The 13,779-nt window shown below is 72.9% G+C and carries 12 protein-coding genes; 6 read left to right on the forward strand and 6 right to left on the reverse strand.

The genetic code is table 11. The features are described from left to right. Positions 1–69 precede the first annotated feature (69 nt). The 3 genes from ACF1CT_RS21520 to ACF1CT_RS21530 are packed head-to-tail and all read right to left on the reverse strand — an operon-like array spanning position 70 to position 4,447. Positions 70–1,368, reverse strand: a complete 1,299-nt coding sequence (locus ACF1CT_RS21520) for a hypothetical protein (RefSeq protein ID WP_391785508.1) — start codon at positions 1,366–1,368, stop codon at positions 70–72. Next, positions 1,365–2,216 carry a hypothetical protein gene (locus tag ACF1CT_RS21525; protein WP_391785509.1) on the reverse strand — a complete coding sequence of 284 codons (852 nt, stop codon included), beginning with the start codon at positions 2,214–2,216 and terminating at the stop codon, positions 1,365–1,367. Before ACF1CT_RS21525 ends, ACF1CT_RS21520 begins: the two co-directional genes overlap by 4 nt. Then, on the reverse strand, positions 2,213–4,447 hold the full coding sequence (locus ACF1CT_RS21530) for a right-handed parallel beta-helix repeat-containing protein (protein WP_391785510.1): 2,235 nt from the start codon (positions 4,445–4,447) through the stop codon (positions 2,213–2,215). The genes ACF1CT_RS21525 and ACF1CT_RS21530 overlap by 4 nt, the downstream gene beginning before the upstream one ends. Before the next feature lie 167 nt (positions 4,448–4,614). On the opposite strand from ACF1CT_RS21530, the gene hmgA reads away from it, so the two are divergent. From hmgA to ACF1CT_RS21545, 3 genes are all read left to right on the forward strand, one after another. Next, complete coding sequence (gene hmgA / locus ACF1CT_RS21535) at positions 4,615–5,943, forward strand: homogentisate 1,2-dioxygenase (protein WP_391785511.1); 1,329 nt, start codon at positions 4,615–4,617, stop codon at positions 5,941–5,943. A 61-nt stretch (positions 5,944–6,004) separates the two neighbouring features. Then, positions 6,005–6,790, forward strand: a complete 786-nt coding sequence (locus ACF1CT_RS21540) for a GntR family transcriptional regulator (RefSeq protein WP_391785512.1) — start codon at positions 6,005–6,007, stop codon at positions 6,788–6,790. Positions 6,791–6,860: 70 nt separating this feature from the next. Beyond that, positions 6,861–8,078 carry a type ISP restriction/modification enzyme gene (locus ACF1CT_RS21545; RefSeq protein WP_391785513.1) on the forward strand — a complete coding sequence of 406 codons (1,218 nt, stop codon included), beginning with the start codon at positions 6,861–6,863 and terminating at the stop codon, positions 8,076–8,078. 50 nt (positions 8,079–8,128) lie between these two features. On the opposite strand, the gene ACF1CT_RS21550 is transcribed toward ACF1CT_RS21545, so the two are convergent. Continuing rightward, positions 8,129–8,836 (reverse strand): TetR/AcrR family transcriptional regulator, encoded by a 708-nt coding sequence (locus ACF1CT_RS21550; RefSeq protein WP_391785514.1) that lies wholly within the window; start codon positions 8,834–8,836, stop codon positions 8,129–8,131. A gap of 64 nt (positions 8,837–8,900) precedes the next feature. Here ACF1CT_RS21550 and ACF1CT_RS21555 point away from each other — a divergent pair, with 64 nt between their 5' ends. Both ACF1CT_RS21555 and ACF1CT_RS21560 read left to right on the forward strand, forming a co-directional pair. Next, positions 8,901–9,878 carry an ATP-binding cassette domain-containing protein gene (locus ACF1CT_RS21555; RefSeq protein ID WP_391785515.1) on the forward strand — a complete coding sequence of 326 codons (978 nt, stop codon included), beginning with the start codon at positions 8,901–8,903 and terminating at the stop codon, positions 9,876–9,878. After that, positions 9,875–10,681, forward strand: a complete 807-nt coding sequence (locus tag ACF1CT_RS21560) for an ABC transporter permease (RefSeq protein ID WP_391785516.1) — start codon at positions 9,875–9,877, stop codon at positions 10,679–10,681. Before ACF1CT_RS21555 ends, ACF1CT_RS21560 begins: the two co-directional genes overlap by 4 nt. Positions 10,682–11,024: 343 nt before the next feature. On the opposite strand, the gene ACF1CT_RS21565 is transcribed toward ACF1CT_RS21560, so the two are convergent. After that, positions 11,025–11,288 carry a hypothetical protein gene (locus ACF1CT_RS21565; protein ID WP_391785517.1) on the reverse strand — a complete coding sequence of 88 codons (264 nt, stop codon included), beginning with the start codon at positions 11,286–11,288 and terminating at the stop codon, positions 11,025–11,027. 273 nt (positions 11,289–11,561) lie between these two features. Continuing rightward, entirely contained in the window at positions 11,562–12,371 is an 810-nt protein-coding gene (locus ACF1CT_RS21570; RefSeq protein ID WP_391785518.1) for an SGNH/GDSL hydrolase family protein, read from the reverse strand. Between the two features lie 223 nt (positions 12,372–12,594). Between ACF1CT_RS21570 and ACF1CT_RS21575 the strand changes: the two genes are divergently transcribed. Beyond that, positions 12,595–13,689: a DUF5925 domain-containing protein gene (locus ACF1CT_RS21575; protein WP_391785519.1), complete on the forward strand. Its 1,095-nt coding sequence runs from the start codon at positions 12,595–12,597 to the stop codon at positions 13,687–13,689. Positions 13,690–13,779: the final 90 nt, after the last annotated feature.

Raw genomic sequence — 13,779 nt, forward strand, 5'->3', positions numbered from 1 at the left:
TGCCGTGGGTGCTCCCGTGCGGGACCCGGTGGCCGTCGGCGCGGACGCCGTCGGGCGATGAGCGGTTCGTCAGGCGATGAGCAGGGACAGTCCTCCGACGGTGTACGCGATCATCAGCACCAGCAGGGGGAGTTGACCGGCGACGGCGCGGCCGGGCGGGAAGAGGCGCACGGACCGGTCGTGGGCGGCGACGACGCCGAGCACGTGCCCGATGACGATCGCGGCGACCTGGAGTGTGGCGACGCCGCCGGGGCCCAGCGGCGGTTCGGGCGGGGCCGGGTTGTCGGTGCCGGATGCCACCATGACGGTGCGTGGCCCTTCGGTGACGAACAGCGTGAAGTAGTGGGCGACGAGATAGCCGAGGGCGATCGGGACGAGTGAGTGCGCGAAGGAGGTGAGGGGCCGGTCGAGCCGGCCGGAGATCAGCCGGGTGGCGCCGGTGCAGAGCGCGTGGAGGGCGGCGACGAGGGCGACGGCGGCCAGGAGCCCTAGCGTGGCCGTGGTGGTGCGGCCCAGGGACGAGGTCTGGACGGTGGTGATCCAGGAGGGGGCGTCGGAGAAACCGTCGTAGGCGGTGGAGCCGAGCATGACGCAGACGGTGGCGACGAGTCCGGGCAGTTGCGGGGTGGAGTCGAGCCCGTTGAACGGGGAACGGAACACCAGGCGCCGGTCGGCGGGGCGGCGGCCGAGCGGGGAGAGTCTTCCGAGCAGCGCCGAGTAGACCTCGAAGGCGTCGGCCCGGCCGAACCACCCGGCGCCGTGACGGGCGGCGCCGATGAGGTGGACGGCCGTGCAGGGGACGAGGAAGAACAGCAGGGTGGTGGTCGACGCCGGTTCGGGGGCGACGAGTTCGAGCCAGGTGAAGGCGAGCAGCCCGGCCGCGGCGGGCCACAGCCCTAGCCGTGCGGGGAGGGGGCGCCCGGCGTCCGGGTCGCGGCCGAGGAGCCGGCAGCCGAGGAGGTGAAGGGTGCGCAGTGGGTTGACCGCGCGCCAGACGGGCCCGAGCAGGAGGGAGGCGGGCACGAGCCCCACCCACAGGAGTACGTAGACGGTGCCCGGGGCCGGGTTGCGGTCCGGGTCGTCGGGGCCGAGGAGGAGGTGGAGCAGGACGAACAGGGCGGCGGCGAGGCCGAGTACGCGGGCGGCGAGCCGGGTCGGGCGGGCGTCGGCGAGGCGCTGGACGGCGGCCGGGACGGGCCGGCCCGCCAGGTCTCCGCGGAACCGGGAGGTGGACCAGAGCAGGCCGAGCGCGAGGAAGGAGACGAAGAGGGCGGCGAACGCCCCGGCGAAGGCGTAGAAGGGCGACAGCGGAAGGTCGTGCTGGGCTCCGATGCCGTGCGCGAGGACGCTCGTCCCGGAACGGCTCACCGTACGACGAGCTGGGTCAGGAGCAGGTCGGACTCGTGCGTCTCGACCTCGAAGAGCCCGGTGCGGTCGGCGGTGAACGTCAGGGTGACGGTCTTCCCCGCGGGCAGCCGGGCCTCCTTGTCGTAGCCGTGGACGTGGAGCGTGTCGTCCCGGTCGCTGCGGACCCGGAGCTCCACGGTCGCACCCTTGCGCACGTCGGTGCGGCCGGGGGCGGGGCTCACCCTGCTGTCGGAGATCTCGATGGCGAGCGCGGTGTCGGGGCGGGGCGTCGCCGGGCGGGGGGCCGCGGAGCCGTTCCCGGCCGGTGCGGTGCCCGGGGCGAGGGAGGCGGTGGCCTGGACGGGGGCGGTGCCCACCGCCCAGGCGGTGTGGTCGTCGGCGTACAGCCGGGCGGTGAGGCCGGTGCCGCCGCCGGTGGCCCGGACGAGGGAGTCGGAGAGGTGGTACCAGGAGCCGTAGACCCTGGCCAGGGGGCGGCCGTCGAGGAACAGCCGGGCGTGACCGCGCCCGGGGAGCGCGGCGCCGCCGACGCTGTCCGGGGTGAACCGGAAGTTCCGTACGGCGAGGTGGACGTTCCATCCGTCCTCGGTGTCCGGACGCACGGCGACGGTCACACCGGGCGCGCCCTCGGCGTCGACCTGGCGCAGCCGGTGGCCGGTGCCGTCATCGGCGTCGAGGAGCCTGCCGACGTCCCCGGTGGCCTGTTCGTGGCCGGTGCCGGGCTTGTGGTGGGTGGTGGCCCGCCCTCCGCAGGCGCTCGCGCCGAGGACGAGCGCCGCCGCGGTGATCAGGGCGGCGACCGTGATGCCCGGCCGGGTGGGCCGTACGCGCCGCGGGGAACGCTTCACGATCCTTCTCCTTCCTGTTCCCGGTCCGGTTGTCGTGCGCCGGTCGCCTCATGTGGTGCCGGTGCCGGGCCGGGACGGAAGGCGGGTCCGCCGCGGGCGGATTCGCGGCGGGCCGGCGTCGTGCCCGGACTCCCGGCCGCCGCCGGGACGGTGTCCGGTGCGGTGTCCGGTGCGGTGTCCGAGGTCGTGCCCGGCCCCGCGCCCCGCTCCGGCGCGCCCGGTCCGGCCTGGGCTCCGCGTTCGCCGTGCCGGGCGGCGGCCGTCACGGCCCACACCACCCAGACCACGCCGAGCAGTCCGCGCACCCAGGCCGGGCTGAGCGGAATCCACGGGATCATGAACACCGCCTTGTCCAGGGCGTCGAGCAGGGTGAGCGCCCCCAGGAGCACGGTGGTCCACCCGAGCCGGGGCCGTTCGCGCCGGAGCACCAGCCCGGTCCCGGTCCACCACAGCCCGGTCAGCAGCAGGGCCAGCGCGGGCACGTACGTGGCGGCGAGCCCGGTCGTCGCTCCTGCCACGTCCAGTCCGAGACCGATCGCGCCGAGCAGCGCGGCGGCGGTCGCGACCCGGCTGCCGCGCAGCCGTCGCCACCACAGCACCCCGCCGACCAGGGCGAGCACCACCGCGACCGCCAGCGCGATCTGCACCTCGATGCGCTCGATGCCCCGTGCCCCGTACCAGTCGCAACCGGCCGGCAGCCGTCGGGCCTGCACGTTGTAGTCGGCGCAGACCATCAGCTGGGCGAGTTTGACCGGTTCGCCGACGAGCCGGTCGGTGCGCCCGGACACGGCGCCTCGCTCGGCCCCGCAGGCGGGCAGGGCGCGCGGGGAGGACGGCCCGGTGTCGGCCTGCCAGCAGTTGCCCTCGCCCTGGCCGTCCCACCACACGTCCGTGCGGTTGGGCCGGGGGTTGCCCGCCCGGTCGGTGCCGAGGTGGTTGTCCGCGTAGCGGTTGTGGTGGGAGGTGTCGGTCTGCTTGGACAGCGCGTTCTCGCCGCGGATGAAGGCGGGAACGGCGCTCAGGTAGAAGGCGGCGCGGTCCTGCCCGTAGATCCAGTTGTCCTCGTACAGGTTCCAGTTGCCGCCCGCGGTGATGATGCCGCTGCCCGGCGGCATGGAGATCTGCGGGCAGACGACGCCGTCCTCGTAGCCCCGGTCCACGGGCGGTTTGGCGCAGGTGCCGTCGGCGACGTACGGGTAGTAGTCGGCGTTGTTGTCGTGGATCAGGTTGCGGGCGAAGCGGGCGTGGTTCTGGGGCAGTCCGGGGTGTCCGGGGAAGGCGCTGTCCATCGAGGCGCCGCCCATGTTGTGGTCGAACTCGTTGTCGTGGACGTACACGGAGTCGCCCGCGGTGCCCGAGTAGCCGACCATGTTGTGGTGGCTGCGGCAGCCGGTGATCTCGATCGCGTAGCGCGGTACGTCGTAGCCGTGGCGGTCGTTGATGTTCGACGCGCTGCCGGGGTAGATGCCGGAGTCGCCGTTGCCGTACGACTCGCAGTTCTTGTACAGCCCGTGGTCGCTGGCGAAGGTCAGGAAGCCGTACTCGTCGTTCCACCGGGTGAGGACGTCGTCGATGACGAAGCCGTCCTGGGCGAGGATGTACAGCGAGTTGAAGGTGGTGCGCTGGGCGGTGAAGTTCTTGAAGTAGACGCCGTCCGAGCCGTCCGCGCGGATCGCGTTGAGCTTGCGGTACTTGGCGTCGACGACGACATCGGTGCGCTCGGCCCCGGTGCCCTCGATCTGGAGGTCCTTCTTCCCGAGGACCGCGACCAGGTTCTGGTTGTGCGGACACCGCTTCTGCTGGGCGTACGACAGGATCTGGTAGCCGAGCTGGGAGTTGCGCGCCTTCAGCCGGGCGCACTCCCCCGACGGTCCGGGCAGCGAGGGCTCCTCCTCGTAGAGGCCGGGCAGGATCGCGATGTTCATCCCGGCCCGGTCGACGGCGTCGACGGCCTGTTGCAGGTGGCGGTAGCCGGACGTCAGGCACCGCTCGAACAGCTTCAGGTTCCGGGTCCGCAGCGCGTCCGGGAAGCCGGACACCCGTCGTGCGAAGTCCGCCCGGTCGGTCTTGCAGACCAGCAGGTCCGGTTCGCCGCCGCGGTACACGGGGACACTGCCGGTTCCGTCGGGCAGGGCGACCGGGCGCTCCTCGTGGGCCTGCGCGGCCGGGGCGGCGAGCAGGACGACGACGAGCGCGGCAAGAACCGCCAAGAGTCTTCGTGTACACGACATGCGTGGGAGAGTAGAGCATTGTTCATGTTTTTGAACCCCCCGTGCACGCCCCGGAATCCGGCCCCGCGCCGGACCCGGGAATTCCCGGACATCACCGAATGGCGTTGACGCGCCACGATCCGATTCCTACGGTGTTCCATAGGATTTCTTCGGCACCGGGAGCGCGCATGAGTGGCATCGAGCAGGCGAGGAAGACGGCACAGGGGCTTGAGTACTCGCCCGGTTTCGGCAATGAGCACAGCTCGGAGGCGGTGCCCGGAGCCCTGCCGCACGGCCGCAACTCCCCCCAGCGCGCCCCGCTCGGTCTCTACGCGGAGCAGCTGAGCGGCTCGGCCTTCACCGAACCGCGGGCACACAACCGCCGTTCCTGGCTCTACCGCGTCCGCCCGTCGGCCGCCCACCCGCCGTTCGTCCGCGTCGACAACGGCGCGATCCGCACCGCCCCGTTCACCGAGTCCGTGCCCGACCCCAACCGGCTGCGCTGGGACCCGCTGCCCGAACCCCCTGCCGGAACGGACTTCCTGGCCGGGCTGTGGACCCTCGGCGGCAACGGCGACGCGACGCAGCGCACCGGCATGGCCGTGCACCTGTATCACGCCAACACGTCCATGACCGACCGGGTGTTCGGCGACTCGGACGGCGAGCTGCTGATCGTCCCCGAGCACGGCGGCCTGCTGCTGCGCACCGAACTGGGCATGCTGCGCGCCGAACCCGGCCATGTCGCCCTGATCCCGCGCGGTGTCCGCTTCCGGGTGGAGCTGCTCGACGCCTCCGCCCGCGGCTACGTCTGCGAGAACTACGGCCGGCCGTTCGTCCTGCCCGACCTCGGCCCGATCGGCGCCAACGGCCTGGCGAACGCCCGGGACTTCCTCGCCCCCGTCGCCGCGTTCGAGGACCGGGAACGCCCGGTGGAGGTGGTGAACAAGTTCTGCGGCAACCTCTGGTCGGCCACCTACGACCACTCGCCGCTCGACGTGGTCGCCTGGCACGGCAACCACACCCCGTACGTCTACGACCTGCGCCGCTTCAACGTCATCGGGTCGATCAGCTACGACCACCCCGATCCGTCGATCTTCACGGTGCTGACCTCGCCGTCCGACACCCCCGGCCTCGCCGGTGTCGACTTCGTCGTCTTCGCGCCGCGCTGGCTGGTCGGCGAGGACACCTTCCGGCCCCCCTACTTCCACCGCAATGTGATGAGCGAGTACATGGGCCTGATCGAGGGCGCGTACGACGCGAAGTCGGCGGGGAGGGGCGGCTTCGTACCGGGTGGTGGATCGCTGCACAACATGATGTCGGCGCACGGACCGGACCGGGAGACCTTCGACCGGGCGAGCGCGGCGGAGCTGAAACCGCAGAAGATCGACGACGGCCTCGCCTTCATGTTCGAGACCCGCTGGCCGGTGACGGCGACCGGGCAGGCGGCGTCCGCCGGTCATCTGCAGCGCGGCTACGACGACGTGTGGCAGGGTCTGAGCCGCAACTTCAGGCCGTAGACGAGCCACCGCTCGGCCCCCACGTCGTCGCGCCCGCCGTGTCGCAGTACGGAGAGACCAGGTGACCCAGGTGCCCCAGATCCCGCAGCCGTCCCAGGGAACCGCCTTCGCCCCCGACTCACTGGTCCTGAACCGCAAGCTGCCGCTGTGGTACCAGGTCTCGCAGTCGCTGCGCGCCTCGATACTGGGGCGCGCGAAGGACGCCTCGGCCCGGCTGCCGACCGAGGAACAGCTCGCCGCGCACTACGGCGTCAGCGTCCTGACCATGCGTCAGGCACTCAAGGAGCTGGAGACGGAGGGGCTGATCAGCCGGCACCGGCGGCGCGGCACGTTCATCGAGCCGCGCGCCCGCCGGGTCTCGCCGGTCCGGCTGCTGGGCTCGATCGACGCGATCGTGGCCCAGCAGTCCGGCGAACGCACGACGGTCCTGGACCACGGCCCCCTCGCCGTGCCGGCCGATCTCGGGGAGCACTTCCCCGACTGCGCGGAGGTGGTCGGCTACCGCAGGCTGCGCCACGACGGGGACAGCGACGAACCCACCAACTGGGCGGAGAACGTGGTGCGTCCCGAGGTGGCGGCCCGGCTCGATGTCACCGATCTCGAACGCTGGCCGATGACCAAGGTGCTGCGCGACCGGGTGGGCGTCCGGATCGCGCGCATCACCGACACGGTCGAGGCGCGCCTCGCCGACCCCGTCACCGCCGAACTCCTCCGGATCCCCCTGTTGAGCCCGATCCTGTTCTACACCGGGGTGACGTACGAGGAGAGCGGCCGGGTGGTGGACGTGGCGCGGATCCGCTACCGGGGCGACCGGTTCGCCTTCTCGGTGACGGTGGAGGCGCACTGACCCCGTCGCGTCGCCGAGGTCGTTACGATGCCGGGGCAGTGGGCGGACGTGGCGACGGGGAGGCGACACGGTGGCAGCACGGGCGGCGGGCGGAAGGGGCGACGACGCCCCGCTCCTGGACGACCTGATGCCGTGGTCCGTACGGCCGTTGCGCACGGGGCGCCGCTGGGTGACCGCCCCCGACGCGGCCTCGCTCAGGACGCGCTGGGAACGTCTGGTCCGCGCCCCGGACGAGGAACGCGAGCGGCTGTTCCGGCCCACGCGTTCCCGGGATCCGAGCACCCCGGTGGCGGCGCTGCCCGGACAGGCCACCGGCACCGGGCGGTTCGACCGCGAGGGCGGGCCGTGTCCCGAGCCGGTCCGGATCGCGCACGGCCCGTTCGACGTGTGTTGGCTGCTGCCCGACCACCGGCTGATCGACGCCGCCCGTCCCGAGCTGTGGCGGGTCGCGGACGAGCGGCAGCTCTTCGCCGTCGAGCACGGGTACGTCCCCCGGGACGCCGGCCCCGCGCTGTCCGTGACGGCGCTGCTGCCGGACGGCCACTCGCCCGCCGGCCGTCCGGGACGGATCCGGCCGCTGTACCGGCGCCCCGGCGGTCTCGAACCCAACCTGGCCCCCGGGCTGCTCGCCCTGCTGCGCCACCACCACGGGGACGGCGTCACCGCCCGGTCCGTACTGGCGTGGATCCTCGCTGCGGCCCGCCACTCCCCCGCCGGGTGCGTGGTGCCGCTGCCCGCCGACACGGCGCGCTGGTCGGCGGGCGTGGAGCTGGGACTGGACATGCTGCGGGTGCAGTTGCGCGGAGCCCGGGGCGGGGAGCGCCCCCGGCTGCCGGGCGGGCGGCGGCCCTATGTGCGGGCCGCCGTCCCGCCCGTGCCGACCGGGATGGCGTACGACCCGGTGGACGAGGCGCTGGTGCTGGGCACGGGCCGCATCTCGCCGGTGCCCGCCGGGGCGTGGGAGTTCCGGGTGGGCGGGGTCCGGATGCTGGAGCTCTGGTTCGCGCGCCGCACCGTCGCGGGCGGGGACGACGCGGACGGCCTGGAGGCGGTCCGGCCGCGCGCCTGGCCCCAGGAGTGGACCTCGGAGCTGCTGGAGCTGATCACGGTGCTCGCACTGCTCGCCGAACTCCGGCCCCGGCAGCGGGCACTTGCCGACGGCCCGCCCCTCACCCCCACCGCGCTCCGCGCGGCGGGGGTGCTGCCCGTCCCCGCCGCGGCCCGGCGCCCCGCATCGGTGCTGGACCACCGGGAGGAGGGCCCGGACGGGCAGTTCGCACTGCTGTGACCGCGGGCCGGGCCGTGCGGTGCGAGGACACGGTCCCCGGGACGGAACACCTACCGCGCGAAGGAGTCAAGCACCCGGCCGAGCGCCCGGTCGAAGACCCCGTCCAGATCGATCGGCCCGGGATCCTCGGCGAATCCGGCCGCCATCCGCGGGTACTTTCCGGTCGCGATCTCGCCGATCAGATAGGCCGTGCGCACGGCGTGCTCCTGCTCCTCGGACCAGGGCAGTGACCGGGCGCGTTCCGCCGTGGCGATCTCGTTGGACACATAGGTGGTGACGATCCCGTTGACCATGGCGATGAGTTCCATCTTCTCGCCGAACCGCGCGTCGACGCCGTCCAGGCAGCTCAGCGCGTACTCCAGGTACCGCAACACGTTCGGGCTGAAGCCGTAGACCGGTGACATCAGGCGCGGCACCCAGGTGTGTCGGTGCATCATCGCGCGGGCCTGACGGGCCAGCGCGATCAGGTCGCCGCGCCAGTCGCCGGACGGCTCCGGGAAGTCGTAGTCGGCGCTGACCGCGTCGAGCATCAGCTCGTACAGGTCCTCCTTGCGCGGCACGTAGTTGTACAGCGACATCGTGCCGCAGCCCAGCTCCGCCGCCACCTTCCGCATGGACACCGCGTCGAAGCCCTCGGCGTCGGCGATGCGGACGGCGGCCGCCGCGATGTCGGCGCGGCTGAACGCGGGCCTGGGTCCGCGGCCCGCACGCTCGGGACGCGCCCAGATCACTTCGGGTACAGCGGATCGCCCCACCATGGATCATCACCTCGCCCACCATCGTAGTTACGTACACCGTACGTAGTGCGGTACGGTGGGCCGCATGACAACTACGTACGCTGTACTTAGTGAAGGTCTGGAGAAGCGCTACGGCGACGTCCACGCACTGCGCGGCCTCGATCTGGCGGTCGCCGAGGGCACCGTGTGCGGAGTACTGGGACCGAACGGCGCGGGCAAGTCCACCGCCGTCCGGGTCCTCACCACGTTGACGGTCCCGGACGGCGGGAGCGCCAGGGTCGCGGGCCACGACGTGGTGCGCGAGGCGGACGCGGTGCGCGAGGCGATCGGCGTCACCGGCCAGAACGCCTCGGTCGACGGGGAGCTGACCGGGCGGCAGAACCTGCGGCTGTTCGCGAGACTGCTCGGGCTCCGGGGCGGGACGGGGCGCACCCGCGCGGACGCGCTCCTGGAGCGTTTCGAGCTGACCGGGGCCGCGGACCGCCCCGCCCGCACCTACTCGGGCGGCATGCGCCGTCGGCTCGACCTCGCGGCCAGCCTGCTGACCCGTCCGGGAGTGCTCTTCCTGGACGAGCCGACCACCGGGCTCGACCCGTACAGCCGCAACCAGATCTGGGCCGCGGTCCGCGAGCTGGCCGCCCGCGGCACCACCGTCCTGCTCACCACGCAGTACCTGGAGGAGGCGGACCGGCTCGCGGACGACATCGTGCTGATCGACCGGGGACGCGCCGCCCACCGCGGCACCCCGGCCGAACTGAAGGCCCTCATCGGCAACTACGCCGAGGTGGTCGTCGCCCACGAATCGGCGCTGGTCCCGGCGGCGGGCGTCCTCGACCGGCTCACCGGCGCCGAGCCGGCACTCGACCGGGAACGCCGCACCGTGGGCGCCGTCGCGACCGACGCCTCCCTCACCCTGCCCCGGGTCGTCCGCGAACTCGACGCCGCGGGGGTCCCCGTCCTCGACGCGAGCCTGCGCCCGCCGACGCTCGACGAGGTCTTCCTCCGCCTCACCGACCGCGGCGACGTCCGCACCTCCCCGCCCGCGAAGGAGACGGCAGCATGAGCATCGGCACCGCACCGGTCACCCGCGCACCGGTCACCGACGTCCTGGCCGTGCTGGGCCGCCATCTGCAACGGATCAAGGCGGCTCCGGGCGTCATGATCCTCACCCAGACCATGCCCATCACGATGCTGCTGTTCTTCGGGTACGTCTTCGGCAGCGCCCTGGCGATGCCCGGCCGGGAGTACCGCGCGTTCCTGGTGCCCGGCCTGCTGGCGGCGACGGCGGCGAACGGCATCATGGTCGGGATGTTCCAGTCCTCGCAGGACTGCCACCGCGGGGTGATGGACCGGTTCCGCACCCTGCCGATGAGCCGGGCGGCCGTCCCGTTCGGCCAGACCCTCGCCGACCTGCTGACCACGGCGCTCGGCATGATCCCGCTGATCCTGGTCGGGCTCGCGGTCGGCTGGCGGATCGACGGCGGCCCGCTCGCGGCCCTGGGCGGCTTCGGACTGCTGCTGCTCCTCCGGTTCGCGACATCCTGGCTGGGCTGCTGGCTGGGGCTGCTGATCCGCAACGAGGAGGCGGCCGGCCAGTTGGGCAGCGCCACTTTCGTCCTGCCCCTGCTGTCGAGCGCGTACATCCCGACCGACAACCTGCCGGGGTGGCTGCGGACACTCGCGGAGTGGAACCCGATCAGCGCCATGGCCTCGGCAAGTCGCGACCTGTTCGGCAACGCCTCCCCGTCGGCCGACGCCGCCTGGCCGGTCGCCCATCCCGTCGCCGGGACGATCGCCTGGTCGCTGCTGCTCCTCGCGGTCTTCGTGCCGCTGGCGGTGCGACGTCACGCACGCGGCGGCGAATGAACCGTCGCGCCGCGCGGCTACGGGCGACGAGGCGGACACGCGGCGGGTCCGGGCCGGTACACACGGACGAGCCGCCCGCGTCCATCGCACCCGGCACGCACGCCGCATGTGCGGGACGGCTGCCGCCGCCCCGGCGGCGAGAGCCGGTGAGTACGCCGAAGCGCTGCCGCGGGCCCCGGGGATGACGGGAGGACGGGCGGCAGCGCATGGCCGGGACTGCACAGTCGCCCGGTTCGGCCCCGGCGGGGGCCCGCATCGGCGGGCCCCGACCGGGGAAGGCCCCGGGCGGGACGCGGCCGAGAGCCCGGGCGGGGCCGATGAGCGGTGGTGACGGGCCGTCGGGTCAGTGGCGGCTGCCGAAGAGCGAGCGCCGCAGCCGACGCAGCGGCGCGAAGAGCGAGACCCGCGCATTCCTGCTCCGGCGGCTGTGGCCGGCCTCGCGCGAGGTCAGCTCACGCATGAGCAGCGTCGCCTCCGCGGCGTCCCGCTGCGGCACGGCGGGACCGCCGAGCACCGCGAGATGGCGGTCGAGGCGCGAACTCGTCGCGCTGCTCCCGCATGTGATGGCAGGCACACGCGGCCTGCTACGCACCGTTATCTGTTCCATGTCACTCCCCACCCGTACGAGGGCACCCGGCCCGGGCAGGGTAACCCTATCCTCCCGCGACGACACTCGTGTATCCCGGGCACGGGATCGCGGACACACATGCGGAGGTTGACGATCAGTCTCCGTATCCCTCCGATTCCAGGGCGAGTTGGACAGAACGGCCCGGAATTTCCCGTGCCGGAACGACGGGGAGCCGGAGGGGGGGCCTCCGCCGCGGAGGCCCCCCGTCCGTCCGGAATCCGAACGGGACCGGCGTGTCGTCACGACGGGTGATCAGGCCGCCGCGTCGAGGGCCGGCAGGTACCCGCCCGACTGCCCTGCAGCCGTGGGGTGGTACGACTCACCGATGTCGAGCCAGTTGACGCTGTGCAGCCAGGCGCTCCCGGAGCAGATCTCGTGTCCGGTGAACCTGCCCGCGACATCGGCGTAGGCGAATCCGTGGTCGGCGGCACGCTTGGCGGTCGCCGCGTTGAGGTAGTCGGCGGCGTCGTTGATCGCGGAGCGCACCTTGTCGCTCAGGCCGACGGCACAGCTGCCGCCGATCTTGTAGAAACGCGGGTAGCCGAGGACGACGACGCGGGCGGACGGCGCCTTGGCCCGGATCGCCGAGTACACCGAGTCCAGATTGCCGGGCAGGGTGCTGTCGACGTAGCCGCGGGCCGTGGCGATCCGGTTCAGGCAGGTGGCCTCCGACTGGAGGACACAGGTGGTCATCACGTCGGCGAAGCCCGCGTCGTTACCGCCGATGGAGATCGAGACGAGGTCGGTCGAGGCGTTCAGCGAGCCGAGCTGACCGGACTTCACATCACCCGTACGGGCACCCGAGCAGGCGGCGAAGGCGAAGGACGAGGGCGCGTTGGCGGCGGCCCAGAGGGCGGGGTAGGCCTTGGCGCTGCGCTTGCAGGAACCGCTGCCGCTGTCGTAACTGCCGGATCCGACACCCGAGGAGTAGGAGTCCCCGAGGGCGACGTAGTCCACCGCCAGGGCCGACGGCGCGGCAGTGGCGGTGGCCGCGCCGGTCAGCGCGAGTACGGCACCGAGCAGGAGCGAGGACGAGAACGCCGCGAGTCTGGACATCTTCATGGGGCCTCCCTTGGGCCGACCGGCGGGATCTCCGCCCTGGTCCGCCGACTCCGTGGTAGCAGGACCCACACCCATCACGGAAGTGTTCATGCCAAGTTGCCCCGACGAGTGCGTCCACGCGCCCCCCTGAGTTCACGTCAGGGCCGCCGACCGCCCCCGAAGCGGGAAAAAAGGCGACGAAACCCGGGTGCGCCGGTCACCCCTGTGCCGGATCATGGGCGACATGTCCGCCAACCCCGAGTCCGCGCTGCCGATCCGGCTCACCGTCGACGACAGCGATTCACCGGCCGACGTCATCGACGCGTTGTTCCTCGGCCGCTTCGCGACGGGCGAGCAGCCCTACTCCCACAACACCTCCCTCGACCGGATCAAGCCGGATGCCACCCTGCTGCCGCCGGGCGCCGCGGTGCTGCGCGCCGCCCGGGACGACAACCGCGGCGCCACGCTCGCCGAGGGCGAGGGCTGGACCCTGCTCGTCTCCCGGTGGAACCGCGGCGCCGACGTCACGGTCACCGCCACCAGCCCTGAGCTGGCCCGCGAGATCCTCGACCGGGCGACGGACGGCGTACGGGACGAACCCGAACCGCAGCCCGAGAACGTGACGATGGGCTTCTGGTACGCGTCGCCCCGCCGCGGCCCGTATCGCACCACCCGGCAGATCGCCGCCGGTGCCTGGGACGAGGTCCGGGACAACTACACGGCTCCGGTGGCCGACGCCCTGGACCGGCTGATGAAGGTCACGCCCGACGACGTCACGGGACGCCTGCTCCTGCTGCACGGCCCGCCCGGCACCGGCAAGACGTCCGCGCTGCGCACGCTCGCGCGCTCGTGGCGGGAATGGTGCCAGGTCGACTGCGTACTCGATCCGGAGCAGCTCTTCAACGACGTCGGTTATCTGATGGACATCGCGGTCGGCGAGGACGAGGGCACGCCCAAGGGCCGTTGGCGGCTGCTGCTCCTGGAGGACTGCGACGAGCTGATCCGCGGTGAGGCCCGGCAGACGGCGGGCCAGGCGCTGTCCCGGCTGCTGAATCTGACCGACGGGCTGCTGGGCCAGGGCCGCAACGTGCTGGTCGGTGTCACCACCAACGAGGATCTGGAGAAGCTCCATCCGGCCGTGGTCCGGCCCGGGCGCTGCCTCGCCCGGATCGAGGTGGGCCCGCTGACCCGGCAGGAGGCGGCGGGCTGGCTGGGCACGGAGGAGGGGCTCGGCCGGGAGGGCGCGACGCTCGCCGAGCTGTACGCGCTGCGGCGCGGCGGCGGCCCGGCGTCGGTGCCGCGGCAGGACTCCGGCGCGGACGCGGGCCTCTACCTCTGACGCCCGGTCACCGGACCGGTTCCCGGCCGCCGAACGCGTTCCGGAACCCCTTTCGGCCTGCCCGTCGCCGGACGGGCCATCGGTCGCCGG

It is taken from the genome of Streptomyces sp. NPDC014734 (genome assembly GCF_043083325.1).
Classification (GTDB): domain Bacteria; phylum Actinomycetota; class Actinomycetes; order Streptomycetales; family Streptomycetaceae; genus Streptomyces.

Bases quoted from the DNA above. Each gene is read 5' to 3' on its own strand.
- ACF1CT_RS21570 (WP_391785518.1), bottom strand. From the start codon at position 12,371: ATGAAGATGTCCAGACTCGCGGCGTTCTCGTCCTCGCTCCTGCTCGGT.
- ACF1CT_RS21530 (WP_391785510.1), bottom strand. From the start codon at position 4,447: ATGTCGTGTACACGAAGACTCTTGGCGGTTCTTGCCGCGCTCGTCGTC.
- ACF1CT_RS21555 (WP_391785515.1), top strand. From the start codon at position 8,901: ATGACAACTACGTACGCTGTACTTAGTGAAGGTCTGGAGAAGCGCTAC.
- ACF1CT_RS21575 (WP_391785519.1), top strand. From the start codon at position 12,595: ATGTCCGCCAACCCCGAGTCCGCGCTGCCGATCCGGCTCACCGTCGAC.
- ACF1CT_RS21550 (WP_391785514.1), bottom strand. From the start codon at position 8,836: ATGGTGGGGCGATCCGCTGTACCCGAAGTGATCTGGGCGCGTCCCGAG.
- ACF1CT_RS21560 (WP_391785516.1), top strand. From the start codon at position 9,875: ATGAGCATCGGCACCGCACCGGTCACCCGCGCACCGGTCACCGACGTC.
- hmgA (WP_391785511.1), top strand. From the start codon at position 4,615: ATGAGTGGCATCGAGCAGGCGAGGAAGACGGCACAGGGGCTTGAGTAC.
- ACF1CT_RS21565 (WP_391785517.1), bottom strand. From the start codon at position 11,288: ATGGAACAGATAACGGTGCGTAGCAGGCCGCGTGTGCCTGCCATCACA.